19 protein-coding genes and 1 other RNA gene are annotated in these 18,807 nt (G+C 58.6%); 13 read left to right on the top strand and 7 right to left on the bottom strand.

Going from position 1 to position 18,807, the window contains the following annotated elements:
* Positions 1-97 precede the first annotated feature (97 nt).
* From rnpB to EIK79_RS14330, 8 genes are all read left to right on the top strand, one after another.
* An RNA gene (gene rnpB / locus EIK79_RS14365) (RNase P RNA component) lies at positions 98-409 on the top strand.
* Between the two features lie 135 nt (positions 410-544).
* A complete protein-coding gene (locus EIK79_RS14360) occupies positions 545-1,732 on the top strand; it encodes a matrixin family metalloprotease (RefSeq protein ID WP_124955874.1) in 1,188 nt (395 codons plus the stop codon).
* Between the two features lie 43 nt (positions 1,733-1,775).
* Positions 1,776-2,345: a YqaA family protein gene (locus tag EIK79_RS14355; RefSeq protein WP_233738179.1), complete on the top strand. Its 570-nt coding sequence runs from the start codon at positions 1,776-1,778 to the stop codon at positions 2,343-2,345.
* 130 nt (positions 2,346-2,475) lie between these two features.
* Entirely contained in the window at positions 2,476-4,542 is a 2,067-nt protein-coding gene (gene metG / locus EIK79_RS14350; protein WP_124955870.1) for a methionine--tRNA ligase, read from the top strand.
* Between the two features lie 56 nt (positions 4,543-4,598).
* Positions 4,599-4,799, top strand: a complete 201-nt coding sequence (locus tag EIK79_RS14345) for a DUF7312 domain-containing protein (RefSeq protein WP_233738177.1) — start codon at positions 4,599-4,601, stop codon at positions 4,797-4,799.
* Positions 4,800-4,842: 43 nt separating this feature from the next.
* Complete coding sequence (locus tag EIK79_RS14340; RefSeq protein ID WP_124955866.1) at positions 4,843-5,424, top strand: NfeD family protein; 582 nt, start codon at positions 4,843-4,845, stop codon at positions 5,422-5,424.
* Positions 5,425-5,605: 181 nt separating this feature from the next.
* Positions 5,606-6,736 carry an SPFH domain-containing protein gene (locus EIK79_RS14335; protein ID WP_124955864.1) on the top strand — a complete coding sequence of 377 codons (1,131 nt, stop codon included), beginning with the start codon at positions 5,606-5,608 and terminating at the stop codon, positions 6,734-6,736.
* Between the two features lie 91 nt (positions 6,737-6,827).
* Complete coding sequence (locus EIK79_RS14330; RefSeq protein WP_124955862.1) at positions 6,828-7,451, top strand: winged helix-turn-helix transcriptional regulator; 624 nt, start codon at positions 6,828-6,830, stop codon at positions 7,449-7,451.
* A 10-nt stretch (positions 7,452-7,461) separates the two neighbouring features.
* Here EIK79_RS14330 and EIK79_RS14325 read toward each other — a convergent pair whose 3' ends face one another.
* Positions 7,462-7,731, bottom strand: a complete 270-nt coding sequence (locus tag EIK79_RS14325; RefSeq protein WP_124955860.1) for a DUF7123 family protein — start codon at positions 7,729-7,731, stop codon at positions 7,462-7,464.
* Between the two features lie 239 nt (positions 7,732-7,970).
* Positions 7,971-8,357: a TRAM domain-containing protein gene (locus EIK79_RS14320; RefSeq protein ID WP_124955858.1), complete on the bottom strand. Its 387-nt coding sequence runs from the start codon at positions 8,355-8,357 to the stop codon at positions 7,971-7,973.
* 177 nt (positions 8,358-8,534) lie between these two features.
* On the opposite strand from EIK79_RS14320, the gene EIK79_RS14315 reads away from it, so the two are divergent.
* Positions 8,535-9,290 (top strand): protein sorting system archaetidylserine synthase, encoded by a 756-nt coding sequence (locus tag EIK79_RS14315; protein WP_124955856.1) that lies wholly within the window; start codon positions 8,535-8,537, stop codon positions 9,288-9,290.
* A 15-nt stretch (positions 9,291-9,305) separates the two neighbouring features.
* Here the strand turns inward: EIK79_RS14315 and EIK79_RS14310 are convergent, their stop codons facing one another.
* The 3 genes from EIK79_RS14310 to EIK79_RS14300 all read right to left on the bottom strand — a co-directional run bounded on the left by EIK79_RS14310 (position 9,306) and on the right by EIK79_RS14300 (position 11,248).
* Entirely contained in the window at positions 9,306-10,004 is a 699-nt protein-coding gene (locus EIK79_RS14310) for a YkgJ family cysteine cluster protein (RefSeq protein WP_124955854.1), read from the bottom strand.
* A gap of 46 nt (positions 10,005-10,050) precedes the next feature.
* The gene (locus tag EIK79_RS14305) at positions 10,051-10,833 is read right to left on the bottom strand and encodes an MBL fold metallo-hydrolase (protein ID WP_124955852.1); all 783 of its coding nucleotides are present in this window, start codon (positions 10,831-10,833) and stop codon (positions 10,051-10,053) included.
* 142 nt (positions 10,834-10,975) lie between these two features.
* Positions 10,976-11,248: a MarR family transcriptional regulator gene (locus EIK79_RS14300; RefSeq protein ID WP_124955850.1), complete on the bottom strand. Its 273-nt coding sequence runs from the start codon at positions 11,246-11,248 to the stop codon at positions 10,976-10,978.
* Positions 11,249-11,675: 427 nt separating this feature from the next.
* On the opposite strand from EIK79_RS14300, the gene EIK79_RS14295 reads away from it, so the two are divergent.
* The 3 genes from EIK79_RS14295 to thsA all read left to right on the top strand — a co-directional run bounded on the left by EIK79_RS14295 (position 11,676) and on the right by thsA (position 15,230).
* Positions 11,676-12,383, top strand: coding sequence for a class I SAM-dependent methyltransferase (locus EIK79_RS14295; RefSeq protein WP_124955848.1), 708 nt, complete (start codon positions 11,676-11,678; stop codon positions 12,381-12,383).
* Positions 12,384-12,514: 131 nt separating this feature from the next.
* On the top strand, positions 12,515-13,513 hold the full coding sequence (locus EIK79_RS14290; RefSeq protein WP_124955846.1) for a glycosyltransferase family 2 protein: 999 nt from the start codon (positions 12,515-12,517) through the stop codon (positions 13,511-13,513).
* A gap of 145 nt (positions 13,514-13,658) precedes the next feature.
* Complete coding sequence (gene thsA, locus EIK79_RS14285; RefSeq protein WP_233738184.1) at positions 13,659-15,230, top strand: thermosome subunit alpha; 1,572 nt, start codon at positions 13,659-13,661, stop codon at positions 15,228-15,230.
* An 18-nt stretch (positions 15,231-15,248) separates the two neighbouring features.
* Here the strand turns inward: thsA and EIK79_RS14280 are convergent, their stop codons facing one another.
* Both EIK79_RS14280 and EIK79_RS14275 read right to left on the bottom strand, forming a co-directional pair.
* Positions 15,249-16,028, bottom strand: a complete 780-nt coding sequence (locus tag EIK79_RS14280) for an SAM hydrolase/SAM-dependent halogenase family protein (RefSeq protein WP_124955844.1) — start codon at positions 16,026-16,028, stop codon at positions 15,249-15,251.
* 70 nt (positions 16,029-16,098) lie between these two features.
* Positions 16,099-16,614: a nicotinamide-nucleotide adenylyltransferase gene (locus EIK79_RS14275; RefSeq protein WP_124955842.1), complete on the bottom strand. Its 516-nt coding sequence runs from the start codon at positions 16,612-16,614 to the stop codon at positions 16,099-16,101.
* A gap of 164 nt (positions 16,615-16,778) precedes the next feature.
* Between EIK79_RS14275 and lonB the strand changes: the two genes are divergently transcribed.
* Complete coding sequence (lonB, locus tag EIK79_RS14270; RefSeq protein ID WP_124955840.1) at positions 16,779-18,806, top strand: ATP-dependent protease LonB; 2,028 nt, start codon at positions 16,779-16,781, stop codon at positions 18,804-18,806.
* Position 18,807 lies beyond the last annotated feature (1 nt).

The raw sequence follows: 18,807 nt of genomic DNA, 5'->3' as shown, positions 1-18,807 counted from the left end.
CGGGCGGTTGGAAGTGCCCCGAGTGAGTGGCACACAGCGCGGTTTCGTCGACCGATGACCGAACGACTTACCCCGTATCGTTATCTATCCTCGTTGTGGCAGTGGGTGCCCGGCTTCCGCACGATGTGAGGAAAGTCCCCCCACCGTCCGGGCAGGTGACCGGGTGCAAACCCGGGGCGGGAGACCGTCGGCTCTGGAACAGAAACGAGACCCCTCCACTGAACCGATGAGGTGCGCGACGCTCAAGGTAACGAGAGCACGTTAACCCACCGAGGATTGATGGTGGAGAACGGATGGAACGGCGAACCCTCACCGGTGCAAGCCCGCGATCGAATGGTAGCTCGGACACACGGCGCGGGCGCTTAGCCGAATGCCGGATAGAACAGAAGGGGGCTTACGGCCCACAGCCACAATCCCGATATTCTCTTCCGCGTACCATAATAGATATACAAATGAATATGAATTTCCATCAGATATGACCTGGTTACCAGTTGTGTAATCATAACCAAAAATGTCTTTTTCCCGGTGTCCGATCGTAATACAGATGACTCGACGCCTCATCATTTTTATGCTCGCCATGGTCGTACTCGCCGGCTGTGCGAGTGGACCGTTTGGAACGAACACGTCGGATCCACAGAAAATATCAACAGATAGGAATGGGACGATGCAGACGGATACGGAGGTTGAGACGCCGTCCGGGCAGTCGAACGCCAGTCCGGACACCGGATCGTCGGCAGCAAACGACGAGACGCCTTCGAACGAGACCACCACAAACACTCCGAACGGCGGGGATACCGCTTCAGGCAACAACGGAGTCACAACCCCATCAGCAGACAATCCGTGGCAGAAACGGACGCTGACGGTCGCAGTTCGGAGCGATCTAAACACTAACCGCGAACTCAGACCGCTCGTCGCAGACGCGTTGGCGTACTGGGAACAAAACAGTCAGCAGTACGCTGGGTACCAGATAGATTACAAACTAACAGATAATACACAACAGTCAGACATCACCGTGTCGTTCGTTTCATCCATCAAGAAATGCGGTGTCAAAGAGCGGGTTGAGGGCTGTGCCCCTTACATCACCTCACCGAATGACATTAGCCGTCCCGTGAACGTACAGATCAAGGGTGGATACACGGACGATTCGACGAGACAGCTTCTCATTCACGAACTCGGACACACCCTCGGGTTGGATCACGATGACCGACCCAAAAAGATCATGGCTGCGAAGTCCGATCTGACCACGCTTCCACAGCCTAACGTGACCGAACGCGCGCTTCCGTGGGATCACTCTACACTCACCGTCGCCGTCGACGATTCGAACATTCCTCCCCAAAAGCGCAATGCTGTCAACGCACAGATCGACGCCGCGCTCAAATACTACGAGCAAGGGGCTGGTGGCACCGTTCCTGATCGGGTTTCGTTCAAGCGTGTTTCCGACCCGAGTACCGCTGACATCCGGATCCAGTTCTCGGACAAGTCACCGTGTTCAGATCTCAACACCGGATCGTGTAGCATCCCATCGGGGTACGATCCGGACAACGACGACACCTTAGAACAGTACCACCACGTCCGGATTGTGCTCACTGATCTCGACACCAAGACCATCGCGTGGCATGTCGGGAATCGGCTGGGAGAGAACGCGTTCGGATTCGATAAGATGAGCGACTTCCCCGCTCCGCTTCGAAGCACTACGTCAAAAGAAGAACGCAGATCCCGCTGGTGGACATAACTCACTCGGAACACTTAGGAACGAATACTTTGAAGTCATTTCTGTGATCCCAGAGCTGGCGGATCCGTTATCCCCCCTGTTTCCCTTACTGGTGGAGAACGGATCGTGGGAACTGAAGCGCGCAGTCAAACACGCTGTCGGTCCGTTTGGACTGATACTCATCTTCATCTACTCGTTTCTCATCGCGGTTGTGCTCCCCTTTCCCAGTGAGGTCGTGCTCGCTGCACCACTCAACCTGGGTGTTCCCGAATGGATAACGATGGCGCTCATCGTGGTCGTGAGCAGTATTGGTAAAGCGCTCGGGAGCGTCTTCGCACTCACTATCGGTGACAAGACGATCCATTCCGGGCCTGTAATACGCGCGGTGGAGCGTACCGGTATCGATATCGTCCGAATCTCGCAGCGAAAAACGGTTCAGATCGCCCAACAGTACGGGTATCTCGGGCTAGCCGCTGCACTCTGTGTCCCCGGCTTTCCAGACACCCTCTCGATCTACGCGTTCACTGTGATTGAGCAGAACTATCTCAAGTTCGCCGCGGCAACGTTCATCGGAAGCGTCGGCAGACTTGTCATCTGGCTCGCTGGGATTGAGATCGTATTTTTGGTTTTTTAAGACGGTTCGGTGGTCCTCGACGTGTCTCGTCGGTCATCAGGTGTATGACCCTCGTGACAGCCGGCACCGAAACGGCGGTGGCGTTGGCTGAGATCGGCGGACTTACACCGTTTGGACGGTTGCACACGGTATGAGCCAATCCCGCACTTCGTTTCCGACGGATCGACCAGCAGTCGTGACGTGTGGGTTGCCGTATGCAAACGGTGATCTCCACATCGGTCACCTGCGGGGCAACCTCAGCGCCGACGTGTTCGCTCGCTCGCTCGAAACGCTCGGACAGCAAACAGCGTACGTGTGTGGCTCGGACATGCACGGAACGCCGATCGCTGTCGAAGCCGAACAGGAGGGCGTTCCGCCCGAGGAGTTCGCGCTCCGGTATCACGAGCAGTATGAGGAGACGTTCGAACGATTCAACATCGAGTTCGACAACTACGGCCATACCCATCAGCCGACGAACATCGAACTCACCAAAGAGATCGTCCACACCCTAGATGAGAGAGGATACGTCACTGAGAGGGCCATCGAGGTCGCGTGGGATCCGATCGAAGAACAACCACTCCCCGACCGGTACGTCGAAGGGACGTGTCCGTACTGTGGTGCGACCGCTCGCGGTGACGAGTGTGATGAAGGGTGTGGTCGCCACCTCGAACCGGGGGAGATCGAAGAACCCACCAGCGTCATCACCGGAAATCCAGCGGAGTATCGCACCCGCGAGCACAAGTTTTTCCGACTGTCAGAGCTACAGGAGTATCTTCAGGCGTTCATCGACCGGCTTGAAGGTACTGACAACGCACGAAACCAGCCGAGAGAGTGGATCGAGGGGGAACTCGAAGACTGGTGTATCACCCGTGATCTCGACTGGGGGATCGACTATCCAGACGAGGAAACAGATCTCGTGTTGTACGTGTGGGTGGACGCCCCGATCGAGTACATCGCCTCCACGAAGCAGTACACCGACCGCGTCGGGGCGGACGTTTATGACTGGGAGTCCGCGTGGAAAGAAGACGGTGAAATCGTCCACGTCATCGGGCCGGACATCATCCAGCACCACACTGTTTTCTGGCCCGCGATGCTCCACGCCGTCGACTATACGGAACCGCGTGCGGTGATGGCGTCAGGATTCGTCACGCTGAACGGCGAAGGCTTCTCTACGAGTCGCAACCGAGCGGTGTGGGCGCGTGAATATCTGGATGAAGGGTTCGATCCCGACCTCCTCCGGTATTACATCACGACTCACAGCGGTTTCCAGCAGGATCTCGATTTCTCGTGGGACCGGTTCCAAGAGCGCGTGAACAGCGAACTGCTCGGCACGCTCGGTAACTTCATCTACCGGTCGTTGTTGTTCGCCCACCGGAACTACGACGGGACGCCTGACGTTCCGTGCCCGCAGCCGGTCGCTGACCGCATTGAAACGGCGCTCGCGTCGTTCGAGGAAGGTGTTAACGACTACTCGATCCGAGAGATCGGAACCGTCCCGATCGAGCTTGCGCGCTTTGGGAACGAGTACATCCAGCGTAACGAACCGTGGAAGCTCACCGATGAGGATCCCGAACAGGCCGCAACGGTCATTCGTGGCTGTGTCCAGCTCGCCAAAGCGATCGCCGTGCTTCTCGAACCGACTGCGCCCAACGCCGCGGCACGGATCTGGTCACAGCTCGAACAGTCGGGAAGCGTTCACGACGCCACGCTCGACACGGCGCTTGCAGCACCGCCAGACCAGTTCGATGAGCCGACCGAGCTGTTCGAGTCGATCGAAGACGAGCAGGTCGAAACGCTCACCCAACGGCTCGAAGACCGACAAACGCAGGAGGCAGACGACGCCACTGACGGAGACGACGGTTCCGATGCCGATGCCACAGCGCTCGAACCGCTTGCCGACGACCGGATCAGCTTCGAGGAGTTCCAAGCGCTCGATCTCCGTGTCGGTCGCATTACGGACGCGGAACCGATCGAAGGGGCGGACAAGCTCGTGAAGCTTGCGGTCGACATCGGTCACGAGACGCGGCAGGTGGTCGCTGGACTCCGCCAGCTCCACGACACCGAGAGTCTCCCTGGAACCCGCGTCGTGTTGCTTGCCAATCTAGAGAAAGCCGAGCTGTTCGGTGTCGAGAGCAATGGGATGGTGTTGGCCGCCGGTGAGAAGGCGGATCTCCTCACCACGCACGGCGAGACACCGCCCGGAACGTCGATCAAGTGAGGCTTCGATCAGGGGTCGTTCGGTACCGACTTATGAGATCAGAAAGTACCCCTAGTATGGATGATGAACGGGAGTATCGATTCGCCGTCGATGAGGTCGGGGAGAATGGGACGCCCGATCCGATCGGCGAGGAGATCGAAGCCCTCCGGTCTGCAGACCCCGAGCCCGGCTCGCCGTCGATCGAAGGCACAGTGTTCGTCACGCTCGGCGCACTCGTGACGGCTGTGTTATTGTTGATGCTGGCTGGATTCATTTGAGTTCTCCCGAAGGGTTAACATATCGACAGACCAAACATCACGCATGGAGGCGATCGTCTTACAGCCCATTGTCGAGGGGGTTTCACTTACGTTGCCGGTGTTGCTGTTGCTCGCCGGTGCCGGACTCCTGATAGCCGAAGCACTCGCGCCCGGCGCTCACTTTATCGTCGTCGGTATCGCCCTCTTGGCCGCTGGAATCGTCGGGATTGCGCTGAGTGGGTTCGTTGCGATGATCCCGATGTTGATCGGGATGGTTCTTACTGTCCTCATCTCCGGGGGACTGTCGTTGTATCTCTACCAACAACTGGATATTTACGGGGGAAAGGGAAGCGGCCGCACGAGCGATTCGGATACGCTCAAAGGAAAAACTGGTCGCGTTACTGAACACGTCACTTCCTCGAATGGAGTGGTGAAACTCGACAACGGCGGCTTTAATCCGAACTACCAAGCCAGAACGCTCGGCGGTGAGATCCCCCCCGGAGAGGAAGTCATCGTCATCGATCCCGGCGGCGGGAACGTCATCACCGTCGAAGCCCTCTCGGTCATCGAAGACGAGATTGATCGGGAACTCAATCTGGATTCCGAACCTCGAAACGACGAACGCGAACCCGACACTGCGTCGTAGTGATCTCGCTTCACTAGTAGTGGGCTCGTTTTAGCAGCTGTCTGTCGTGTTGAAATAGATTGCGCTGCAAGCTGAACGAACCGTAGCGTTCCCCGACGATATTGTTTCTCTGGTTGAAATTCTATAGATAATTCATCTTATAACGGAAACACTTTTAGTGGTACTATCCCAAGTTCTTTGCATGTTTGCCCTCCCATTACAGGCAAGCGTCGTATCGATCGTCATTTTAGCGCTGCTGTTGATTCTGATCTTTGCCGTTGCCCAGTCGGTCGAGATCGTAAAGCCCTACGAGAAACGTGCGCTGACGGTGTTCGGTGAGTATCGAAAGCTGTTGGGTCAGGGTCTTAACATCATTCCTCCCTTCGTTTCAGAGACATACACGTTCGACATGCGGGTCCAGACGTTGGACGTTCCCCGCCAAGAGGTGTACACGCGGGACAACTCGCCGGTCACGGCCGACGCTGTCGTGTTCATCAAGGTGATGGACGCGGAGCGGGCGTATCTGGAAGTCGATGATTACAAGCGCGCAGTATCGAATCTCGCACAGACGACGTTGCGTGCGGTGATCGGGGAGATGGATCTCGACGAGACGCTGAGCAAACGTAATCAAATCAACAAGCGCATCCGGCAGGAACTCGACGAACCGACCGACGAGTGGGGCGTGAGCGTCGATAGCGTCGAGGTGCGTGAAGTGAACCCGAGTCCGGAGGTCCAACAGGCCATGGAACAGCAGACCTCCGCCGAACGGCGTCGCCGCGCGATGATCCTCGAAGCGCAGGGTGAACGACGCAGCGCCATCGAGACCGCGCAAGGTGATAAGCAGTCGAACATCATTCACGCCCAAGGTGAAAAGCAAGCCCAGATCTTGGAAGCCCAAGGTGACGCGCTGTCGACGGTGCTCCGGGCGAAATCCGCCGAATCGATGGGCGAGCGCGCCGTTATCGACAAAGGCATGCAGACGCTCGCGGAGATCGGTCAAAGCGAATCTACCACCTACCTCCTGCCCCAAGAGCTGACTTCACTAGTCGGTCGATACGGCAAGCACCTTTCGGGCAGCGATGTGGCTGAGGACGCCACCGAACTCGACAGCCTCGACTTCGATACCGAAACCCGCGAGCTACTCGGTCTCGACGACATCGAGGAGATCATCGGACAACTCGACGAGACTGCCGAGATGGACCTCGACGACATCGATGAAGAAGCGGAGGCTATCAGGGAAGGCGAGGACACGCCTGACATCAAGGATTCCAACGAAGTGATCGAGGGGATGGACTCCGACGCTGAGGTTGAATTGGAGTCTGAAAAGAGCTGACGCCCGAGCGTAAACGATCGCTTGGTCAACCCCTTTGTTGACCACCACGAACCGACAAGTTATTTTACATAGCGACTTCAATAGGTACGTAATGGTTGATGAGTCGAGTGAGTCGGTCGATACGGAGAAACGGGCGACCCTCCGGCGGTTTGCGGCGTTGGGGGCTGCTGGTCCACTCTCGCGGCTCGTCGACACCAGTTCGTCGAGCGATGCTCACGACGCCATCGTCGGTTATCTCTCGACTACGCCCGGTGCACACTTTTCGAAGATCCGTGACGATCTCTCGCTGGGCACTGGTGAGACCCAACACCACCTTCGACGCCTCGTCGATTCACACGCCATCGAGAGCTTCAGGGATGGGGAGTATCGTCGGTACGTCGAGGCCGATCGGTTCAGTGAGTACGAAAAAGTCGCATTAGGGTATCTCCGGCGAGAGACAGCCCGCGGGATGCTCATTGTCCTCCTTCGTGATCCCGACGCAACCGCGAGCGACATCGCACACACACTTGATGTCTCGCGGCCGACGGTGAGCAAGTACGCCAAAGAACTCGAATCCGCCGCCTTGCTGTCGCGTAAGAACGGCTACACCGTCGAACGCCCCGAAACCATGCTCACGCTCCTTGTTCAGTACGCCGATTCATTCGGTGAGGACGCGATCGCTCTCGCTGTGGATGCAGACTCGCTGATCCAGTACGATCCGCCGGATTCCTCATAACAGTCGTCACTCAGCCCTGAGCGGCCGTAGGGTGGGTCGTTGACATCGTTACTTTCCACGTTGTTCCCGACGAATAGCCCCATTTTTCGATCGTGAGATCGAGCGTTGCCTCTTGAACCGATTGCATGTTTGCTCCGACTTCCTTGGCACTCAAACCAAGCGCATTACCGATGAGCCGGGATTTGAAATACGTTTTCGTCGCTGCGTTCTCTCGGAGATAGTGCAAAATTCGTTGTTGTTTCTCCGTCAGGTCTACTGCTGATGGAGTGCTGGCACTCATGCATTGACCCAAGAGAGACCGACATATAGTGAGTTTGGTACAGTGGGGTAACACCGTTCCGTATGGCGGTTTCCTTCGAACAACGCCTTGCTAATGACGGCTATGCCTGGGGGCCTGGTACGGCCGGGAAACAGCCCCCCTGAGATTCGTTTTCGAAACACGGGGCGGTCGAAATGGGAAACCACAGACTGACCAGCAGCTCGGACCCCTATGCGTGAGGACCGACAGCGTACCACCGATCACTTGATTATCTCTCCGACAGCGAAGTTCGGTTTGACTTCTGTAATCTCCACTTTTACCCGTTCACCGACTTCCGAGTCGGGAACGATGATTACGTATCCCCGCTCGACGCGCGCGATACCGTCGCCCTGTTTGCCCAGATCTTCGATTTCGACGTACCGGATCTCACCGGTCTCGACTGGCGGCTGCGGTTGGTCCGACACTGGAGACGTGGCTGTCGATGATGGTCGGTCCTCATCCGCCGAAATAAGCGCAACACGGTAGGTCTCCCCCGGCTCGACCGAACCAGTTTCGATCTCGCGCCGAGGAATCTCGACGGTGTACGTTTCGCCGTTGGTAGACACCTCGGCACTAAACAGACACAGGAGCTTTTCTGAGATTTCCATGATAAACCTCTGAACGCGATGTCACGGGCACTGAGTAAAGAAGGTATCGCCTCAGAACGACATCTCTCGCTACGAAAACGAATCGATACATAATATCACAACAAAATAGTATCATCATTGTATTATTTCTATGTATGATTGCGGAAAGTATATTATGCGGTAGCAGCCATCGATAGTGTGCGACTCCATCCGCTCTGTCAGTTGGGAGCCGCTGATAGAGTGACGGTGCTGAACGTCGTATCCGGGTTTTGGGCGATCCTCACGGTTCCACTGTCGATCGTGGCCGGGGGATCGTCTCTCACGTCGGTGTTCGGGTACTCCGTCGGAGTGGGACTGACGGCTCGACTGATCCTTCTCGGGGCCATCGCTGATGGATTGGACGGTGTGCTCGCCCGTCGTGGATCCGGGTCGGCAGTGGGCGCGTTGATGGATTCGATCGCGGATGTCGTTTCCTTTGGCGTCGCACCGGCGGTGTTCGTCTTCGGCGTCGCGTGGATGGAATGGAACGGAACCGGGGCAGGTCCGGTGTTAACGCTCCGGTTTGTGGGTGTGGCCGTCATCACGACAGCGTTCGTGGTGTCGTCGATCCTTCGAACGGCGGTGTATACGGTCGCAGACACCGCCGATTCGTTCCGAGGCGGCGTTCCGAACACGCTCGCGGCGACGATTCTCGCCGTCGCGTATCTCGCCGGTTTTGACAGCACCGTCCTGTTGCTGGCGATGATGGGTGTATTGTCGTATCTGATGCTGGTGCGAACACCGTACCCGGGATTGCGTGCGCGCGATGCGCTCAGCGCCGGAACCGTTCAGGCGACCGTCGTCATCGCGCCGGCAGGACTTCGGCCGTGGTTCGCTCGCGTGTTGCTTCTCGCCGCGTTCGCGTATCTCGTGTTAGGTCCTGTCTCGTATCGCAGTCGGGGGATAGCGAAGTGAACCAGTGACTGAGCGTCACAACGGTGTTCCGTCTGGGTGTTTGGCACCCTCCGAATCGTGAACGACGATCTCACCCCGGTCAGGGGCTGTGGGTTCGTAGGACTCACTGACAGCGATGGTTTCTTCAATCTCCCGGATAGCGCGCTGTTTTAACGTGACAGCGAGCGCCTCGGCGTCCGTACGGCTGATCTCCCGTCCGAGACCCTCACAGTCGTGGGCGCGAACGAGTCCTTCCTGTTCGACGGGGTCACCCATCGGTCGGCTCGTTCCGCCGAGTGCGAGGCTGAACGGATACGTCTGGCAGATAAGCGGCCGGTCAGCGTGGACAGTACACGCACCGGTGCCGTTCTCGTCTTCGGCATAAAACGCACAGTCACCACAGCCGTCGGTTTGGAGCGCCCACTCGAACGTCTCGCCTTCCAGTCCGTCGGAACCGTCCGTCAGACCGTACGGGATCGGGCGAGCGACATCGCGCCATTCACCGCCGGTCGTGTCCTGTAGCTCCCGGACTTCATCGGGGAAGACAGTGGCGGTGTGGTCCTCGCGGTCCTCACCCACTCCGTGGGCGGTGCAACACGCCCCACACCGCGTACACGAAAAACCGATAGATTCGATGGCGTCGGCCACAGCCTCCGTGTCGAGCGTGCGTGCACGCGCAAGTTCGCGTTCGAGATCGGGCGGACTGTCGGCGTTTGTCGGTCCCGAATCGTCCATACCACCCGTTGTTTCGCCATGGAAAAAAGATCGTTCTTCGGCGGTCTCACTCCGGGACCGATGCGTGTGTGCCATCCCAGACGACCTGCTTTTCGACAGCGAGCTTTTCGAGATGCGCTTTGACTGTCGCCTCCGCCAGCCGACGGACATCAGACACGTCTTTCTCGTACGCGGCGTCAGTGATCTCTGGGAGTGACGCCGCGCCGGCTTCGACAGCACTGAGAACGCTGTGCTCGCGCTCACGCCGGTGGTCGATGAGCCGTCGGACGGTCGCCTGTGGCGCGTCGATCACGGAGCCGTGGCCGGGATACAACGTTGCGGGAGCACGGACGTAGACGCGTCGCAACGATCCCAGATAGGCTCGCATGTCCCCCTCGGGTGCACCGACGACGACACTGCCCGACGCCACCGCCAGATCACCGACGAGGTGGCTGTCACCTGCCGCAAATGAGACGTGTTCGGGAGCATGACCGGGGGTTTCGAGCACTCGAACGTGGCCAGCGTCGGTTTCGATGGCCGTACCGCAGCGAAGCGTCCGATCAGGGACGACCCCCGTCGCAGCCCGAAACGACTGCTCCCGTCCTCGGCGTGCCCACACTGTCGCTCCGGTTTCCGCGGCGTACCGGCTGATACCAGCGACGTGGTCTGGATGGTGGTGGGTGACTGCGATGTGATCGACGGCACGGTCGGCAATGGCCGCGTCGAGTTCATCGCTTTCCCCTCCCGGATCTACCAGCAACGCACTGTCTGTACCCACTATGTAGGCGTTCGTCGATTCTCCCGGCGTCTCGACCACCGTGTTCGACACCGGCACGCGAAAAACGTCCATACTGCTCTCTACGCCACTACTGAGAAAGGGTTCACGGACGCCAACCGTCTACAGATGTTGAAACGACAACTACAGGGGATAGATATGGGTAATCCTCAGAGGATCTGTATCAGTTGGTCAACACCCTACGAGAACGAGTCCGTCAGTCAATAAGGAAGTACACTTGCTTTCGCGCGTCGTGGAAGCTGTATCGGGACTCCACGAGATCGGCCTCCTCCAGTCGGTTCAGCGCGTATCGGACAGTTCGATCCGGAAGCAACGACTCTTTGGCGAGCTGTCCTTGGGAGAGCGGCGATTCGTCGTCTAGCACTTTCGCAACGAGTTTTGCGCTTGGCGGGAGATCACGCAACCGGTCCCGAAAGTCCGGATCAGTGAGAAAGGTTTCCGCTGGTTGATTCTCCGCATTCGTACTCATATCCGGCTCTCGGAGGAACGAGATTGTAAATCTTCGCTATAACCCCCACAAAACAATACGAATACTCCAATGTGTGATTGTCACCCTTATACATAGATTTCAGACAGGTATTGCCGCAACCTACACGAGCAAGTAGACCGAGATTTGACACCGCTTCGCACGTGACAATCCGTCACTGACCGCCTCACACGCCATTTTCTGTCCCCAGTGTCTTTTTTACGACCGATCTCGTAGTCGCCTGATGCTGTCCTTCGAGCAGTCTTATATTATTTTTGACGAGAAAACGGTTGTCCACCTGCCGACACACCCTCTCATAGAACACCGCGGTCGTTCGTGTCCTGTGAGAGCAGCCATAAACGTGGTGTGCTGACACTATGCGCGCTAATCCAGTATCGTTTTATTTCCAGAATGAATTGTTGGGGGTAGTGTGAAGGGCCAGGAGTGGTATCAGGCGAAAGATATCGCCGAGGATTACGACACAAAGCGGTTTTCCCGCGGTGGACGCCTTATCGACAAGCGAGAGAAACAGGCCGTTCTCGACGCCGTATCACCCGTCGAGGACAAGCGGATTCTCGAAATCGCTTGTGGAACCGGTCGATTCACAACGATGCTCGCGGGTCACGGCGGAGAAGTCACGGGACTCGACATCTCCGAGGCCATGCTCCAACAAGGTCGGGAGAAAGTCAGAAACAACGGTGTCGGGGACGCCATCGAGTTCCTTCGGGGCGACGCCGCTCGACTCCCGTTTCCCGACAACCATTTCGATGCGGTGTTTGCGATCCGATTTTTCCATCTCGCGGAGACACCGGCATCGTTCCTGCGAGAGATGAGTCGCGTTTCCCGCGATCAGGTCTTTTTCGACACCTTCAACCGCTACAGCACGCGCACAGTTTACAACTGGTTGCTTCCGATGGGGTCGCGGCTCTATTCAGAATCCGAAGTCGATCGTCTTCTCAGGGGCGCGGATCTCACACTCATCGATGAGGCACACGATTTCATCCTCCCGTACGGCTTTTATCGCCAGATCCCAGACGAGATCGCGTCGAGCTTCCGGGAGGCCGACACGACCATCGGGGAAACGTCGGTCGGGGAACTCCTCGCGTCGGTGTCGTACTGGAACACCACGGTCGGATAACGTTCTGTGGATCTCTTGATCGTTCCGTAGTCAGTGTCTACGTCCCGCCTCATCCTGTCGTCCGCTATCCGGACTCGATCCGTGCGCGTTCACCCAATCGTTTTATCGCCCGGCGGTTAGTAGCCCTCGATATGGAACTTTCGGTGGTCGTGCCTACACTCAACGGCCGCGAACACCTCGTGCGATGTCTCGATGCGCTTTCGGAACACGTGTCGTCGGCCGAGATCATTGTCGCCAACGGACCAAGCGTGGACGGGACGACCGGGATGGTCCGTCGTCGTGATGATGTTGACGTGCTTGTAGAGATCGGTGAGCGGAACATCAATGTAGCAAGAAACGCGGGCATCGACCGCGCTAGTGGCACTGTCATCGCTTTTCTCGACTACTGGTTGATTATCGAGGAACACTGGATCGACGCGATCCGAACCGCGTTCAATCGCGTCGCTACAGCCCACCGCGCCAGTGGTCACGGGCCACCGTTGCCCGCCGTCATCACGGGACCGGTTCATCGGGCTCGTCGGGGTGGGATGCGTTCGGACACCGTCGATCACCGGACGATCGACGGAGCGCGAGTGACGTACTTCGACGGTGGAAACGTCGCGTTTCGCCGGGACGCGCTCGAAGCCATCGATGGCTTTGACGAGTCGCTCTCCGTCGGAAGCGCTCGGGACTGTGCTCATCGCCTTGCACGCCTCGGCTACGACGTGGTGTGGGACCCGGCTTTCAGCGTTCGACAAATCGCTCATCCGCGACACACCACGGAGAATCACACGGCAGACACCCCCGGATTCCGTCCCCGTTGTCACGCCACTGGTGTGGGCACACGGGAGTGGGACTGGCGGTATCGATCGCTTACCTATCGGTTGGTGAAAAACTACGGACTCCGGTCGCTCTGGCGCGTTATACGCCACGCGACTGCTGATATCAAAACCGCGCTCACCTCCATCGCGCGCGGTGACACACGCCCATCTGACTGGCTCACGAACGGCCGGAACATCGTAACCGGCGCGGCTTGCGGGTTAAAAGACGGTCTCGTCGCTCGGTTTCGTGATCGCTCGTCACAACGCAATCCGAACGGCGTCTCGACGCGTGCTGACCGCGCCGTCGCCGTGTACGACCGACGGGAGTAGTCCACCACGCTGTGGCAGGCGATCTACACGTCGAATAAAACGACATCACTACCAGTGATAACATTCGTCACGACGTTTCGTTACCCGATTCCGTCGACCGAGACAGAAACAATTATATAGAATCGCAATCCATGTCTCTATGATTATGTCACAACCCGCCCAACGAGGCCAACCGATGTTCATACTGGCAGAGGACACCGAACGCACCCAAGGAGAGGACGCACAGTCCTCGAACATCACTGCTGGCAAGGCAGTGAGTAACTCGGTTCAGTCGACGCTCGGACCGCGTGGGATGGACAAGATGCTCGTCTCCGACTCGGGCGATGTCGTCATCACGAACGACGGCGCGACCATCTTGGAGGAGATGGACATCGAGCACCCTGCTGCGCAGATGATCGTCGAGGTCTCGACCACACAGGAAGAGGAAGTCGGCGACGGAACGACAACTGCCGCTGTACTCGCCGGAGAGTTGCTCTCTCGGGCGGAGGACCTTCTCGATGACGACGTGCACCCCACCTCGATCGTCGAGGGGTACCACGAGGCCGCACGCATCGCTCAGGAGACGATCGACGAGCGAGTGGTTGAAGGATCCGTTGACGACGACCTTCTTGAGAATGTTGCCGTGACGAGCATGACCGGCAAAGGGACCGGTGACATCGGTGCTCGCCCGCTCGCAGAAACCGTCGTCGAAGCCATCCGCCGCGTCGAATCCGATAACGTCGATCGGGACAGCGTTCGGGTTCGAACCCAGACCGGGGCTTCTTCCTCAGCGACGGAACTCGTCGAAGGGATCATCTCCGAGGAGGAACCGCTTCACGAGAACATGCCCCGTCGCGTCGAGTCGGCCGACATCGCGGTGCTCGATCTCGACCTCGAAGTGAGCGAGAGCAACATCGACGCCGAGTACAACGTCACCAGCGTCGATCAACTCAACGCCGCTCTTGACGCTGAAGAGAGCGAACTCCAAACGTACGCCGACTCGCTCGTCGACAGCGGCATCGATGTGGCGTTCGTCACTGGCGATGTCGATGATCGCGTCGCCTCCGCGCTCGCAAACGAAGGCGTGCTCGCGTTCGATAGCGTCGACGACGACGAGGCCGAAGCGATCTCTCAAGCGACGGCTGCCCGATTCGTCGGAACGGTCGACGATCTTGAAGCCGACGACTTCGGCCACGCCGAACTCGTTCGCGTCGAAAAGTTCGGAGACGAGGAACTCGCGTTCATCGAGGGCGGCAGCAAGGCGGAATCAGTTACCGTCTTCGTCCGTGGTGGCACCGAGCACGTCGCTGACGAGCTCGAACGCGCGCTCTCCGATGGGCTCGATGTCGTCACTGCCGCGATCGAACAGGGCGGTGTCGTTCCCGGTGCGGGCGCGACTGAGATCGCTATCGCGGACGGCATCCGCGAAGAGGCAGCTTCGATCACGGGCCGCAAACAGTTGGCTGTCGAGGCGTTCGCTGACGCGCTTGATGTGCTCCCGCGCACGCTCGCGACCAACGCCGGAATGGATCCGATCGACGCGCTGGTCGAACTCCGGTCGACCTACGACAGCGAGGGCACTGCCGGCATCATCGCTGAAGGCCAGACTGGCCGCGTCGCAGATCCCCTCGAAGCCGGCATCCTCGACCCAGCCGCGGTCAAACGCGAAGCCGTCGAGAGCGCCACTGAAGCCGCGACGATGATCACTCGTATCGACGACGTGATCTCTGCGAGCTAACGACGCTACGCGGTTTTTCTACGCTTTCTCATCGATTTCCCATTCGAATTTGATGGTCGTGCCGGTGGTGACGCCGAAGGCGTTCTCGCCTCGCCCCTGATTCACTGCGAGTTCGAGGTTGCCGTGGCTCCCGACGGTGACCAGCCGGTCGCCCGGATCGCGCGTGGCGTACGATCGTTCGACGGGCACACGCTCGTCGTTCACGCGGATCACGCCGCCCATTGCCGACTCACAGACGGTACCGGGAACGTTCGTGATCGCGTTGCCAAAGCCATCCACGACGAGTACCTCCCCGACTGCGCGCGCGTTCGACTCCTCGATCGTCGGTTCAGGAAACGAACGATCGACGTGTTCCTCTGCTCGTGTCGCGCGATCGAGTGCGTCGATCGCAGCGACGCCGCTGTCGTGAACCGTTGCCGCTGCTGGTGCGAACACGTCCCGTCCGTGAAACGTCGCGCTACCGGGATCGTCGTAGGCCCATTCGAACACCTCCACGGTGTCGGCTAGCTGACGGGCGGCCGGCAGCAACAGACCGTTGTCCGGACCGACGAGCGCGTGCTCGCCCGCGCGGACGACGAGCGCCGAACGGTCGGTGCCGACGCCCGGATCGACGACCGCGCAGTGGACGGCCGGCGGATAGTACGGAAGCACCTCCCGGAGCCAAAACGCCGCTGTTCGTACGTCTTGTCTGGGAAATTGGTGGGTGATGTCGATCATCCGAGCATCACAGTCGCTGGCGATGACGCCCCGCATCGCAGCAGGGTACGGAACGCCGAAATCCGACGCGAGCGTGATCATACGTCACGTTGACCGTCCGACGATAAGTGTCGCCCGCTCGAACGTCCGTTGAAAGTCCGTTAAAACGAGATCAGGCTCCGTTTGCGTCGGAGTCGCTGATCTGTTGGATCCGGCTGACGCCGTCGATCTCCTCGATGATTTCGACCGCTGGATCAGGAACGAGGTGTTTCCACTCCTCACCACGGCGCATTCGACCCCGGACTTGAGAGCCTTCGAATTCCTCGCGCCTGATCATCGGCGTTGATTGGACCTCCACACCAGCCTCTTCGAACAGTCGGACGACAAGCGGATTGTTCGAATACGCCACATCGAAATGCGGAGACATGCTCTGCACGTGACTAACCCACACGGCGTTGCGGTTCAAATCCTCGATCGGGACAGCGTAGGTAGTGAGATCGAGCGATTCGAGCGTCTTGGTGATCATCATGATGCGCTCACCGGGTGTGAACGGGTCGTTCATCGTGTGTGATTGATCCGCGCTCCCGATGCCAAGCACGAGTTCGTCCACCTCCTGGGCGATCTGCTCGACCATCGTCTGGTGTCCCTCGTGGAAGGGCTGAAACCGCCCAATGAAGAACCCACGCATACATAGATCTTTACCGGTTTTGTAATAAGGCCAGTGGTCTACAGATTGTGGTCTATCTACTGTCATGTTAGCTCCTTGCTTGCGGTTTCAGGCACTGGTTTCGGTATCTAGGGGAGAAAGTATATCAGTAAACATCTCATCGTATACGGTGAGAGCACGGTTCTATGAGCGACAACAACCCAGACGAGGCTCTCCCGGGACAGGAGGGGGCAGACGATTCGCTGTCCACGTCGGGAGAACGCTCCACCGAGACCGTTACAGAACTCGGAGAGGAGCAGATCGATGACGACAAAATCAACGACGAAGCGACGGGTGATCTCCTCGGCGGACTGACGATCGACACGACCGCCGGCATTGAGGTGCCCGACCGGCTTGTCGACCAGGTGATCGGGCAGGATCGCGCCCGCGACATCGTCTTGAAGGCGGCTAAGCAGCGCCGTCACGTGATGATGATCGGGTCACCCGGGACGGGCAAGTCGATGTTGGCCAAGGCGATGAGCCAGCTCCTTCCACGAGAAGAGCTTCAGGACATTCTGGTGTATCACAACCCCGACGACGGGAACGAACCGAAAATCCGGACGGTACCGGCAGGCAAGGGCGAACAGATCATTGACGCCCACAAAGAGGAGGCCAGAAAGCACAACCAGATGCGGTCGTTCCTCATGTGGATTCTCATCGTGGTCATTTTCGGCTACGCGCTCATCCGGGGCATGTTCCTGCTCGGCATTCTTGCTGCTGGGGTCATCTATTTCATCTTCCGGTACAGCAATCGGGGAAGCGACGCGATGATCCCCAATCTGCTCGTGAACAATGCCGACAAGCAGACTGCTCCGTTTGAGGACGCGACGGGTGCCCACGCCGGGGCGCTGCTCGGTGACGTTCGTCACGATCCGTTCCAGTCCGGTGGCATGGAGACGCCGAGCCACGACCGCGTCGAACCCGGTGCGATCCACAAATCCAACAAGGGCGTGCTGTTCGTCGACGAGATCAACACCCTCGACATCCGGTCCCAGCAGAAGCTGATGACCGCGATTCAGGAGGGCGAGTTCTCGATCACGGGCCAATCCGACCGCTCCTCGGGCGCGATGGTGCAGACCGAACCCGTCCCCACGGACTTCATCATGGTCGCTGCCGGCAACCTCGACGCGATGGAGAACATGCACCCCGCACTCAGAAACCGGATCAAAGGGTATGGGTACGAGGTGTACATGGACGACACCATCGAGGACACCCCCGAGATGCGCCGCAAGTACGTCCGCTTTATCGCCCAAGAAGTCCAAAAGGACGGCCGATTGCCCCACTTCACCCGCGAAGCCGCTGAAGAAGTCATCCTCGAAGCACAGCGCCGGGCTGGCCGGAAAGGCCACCTGACGCTCGAACTCCGGACGCTGGGCGGACTCATCCGGGTCGCCGGTGACATCGCCCGCGCTTCCGACGCAGATCTAACGAAGCGGGACCACGTCCTCGAAGCGAAAGGACGCTCGCGCTCGATCGAGCAACAGCTCGCAGATGACTACATCGAGAAGCGCAAGGATTACGACATGACCGTTGCCCACGGCGATGTCGGTGGCCGTGTCAACGGGCTTGCGGTGATGGGCGAGGATTCGGGCATCGTAATGCCTGTGATGGCCGAAATCGCGCCGTCTCAGGGTCCCGGTGAGGTGATCGCCACGGGTAACCTCCAAGACATCGCTCAGGAGGCTGTCCAAAACGTCTCAGCCATCATCAAGAAGTTCTCAGACGAGGACATCACCCAGAAGGACATCCACATCCAGTACGTCCAGTCCTACGAGGGCGTCGAAGGCGATTCAGCGAGCGTTACCATGGCGGCGGCCGTCATCAGCGCGCTCGAAGACATCCCCGTCGATCAGAGCGTTGCGATGACCGGATCGCTATCGGTTCGCGGTGACGTGCTCCCCGTCGGCGGCGTTACCCACAAGATCGAAGCCGCGGCCAAATCCGGGCTCGATACGGTGATCATTCCTGCCGCCAACGAACAGGACGTGATGATCGAAGACGAGTACGAAGAGATGGTCGATATCGTTCCCGTCTCTCACATCAGCGAAGTCCTCGACATCGCACTCGTCGGAGAACCGGAGAAAGATTCGCTCGTCGACCGTCTCAAGAGTATTACTGGACAGGCGCTCGACTCCGGATCGACGGCCGGACCGAGTAGCCCAAGCCCACAGTAAC

It is taken from the genome of Halocatena pleomorpha (genome assembly GCF_003862495.1).
Classification (GTDB): Archaea; Halobacteriota; Halobacteria; order Halobacteriales; family Haloarculaceae; genus Halocatena; species Halocatena pleomorpha.
The sequence above is the reverse complement of the archived record's forward strand: the minus strand, read 5'-3'. Positions and strand labels throughout refer to the sequence as shown.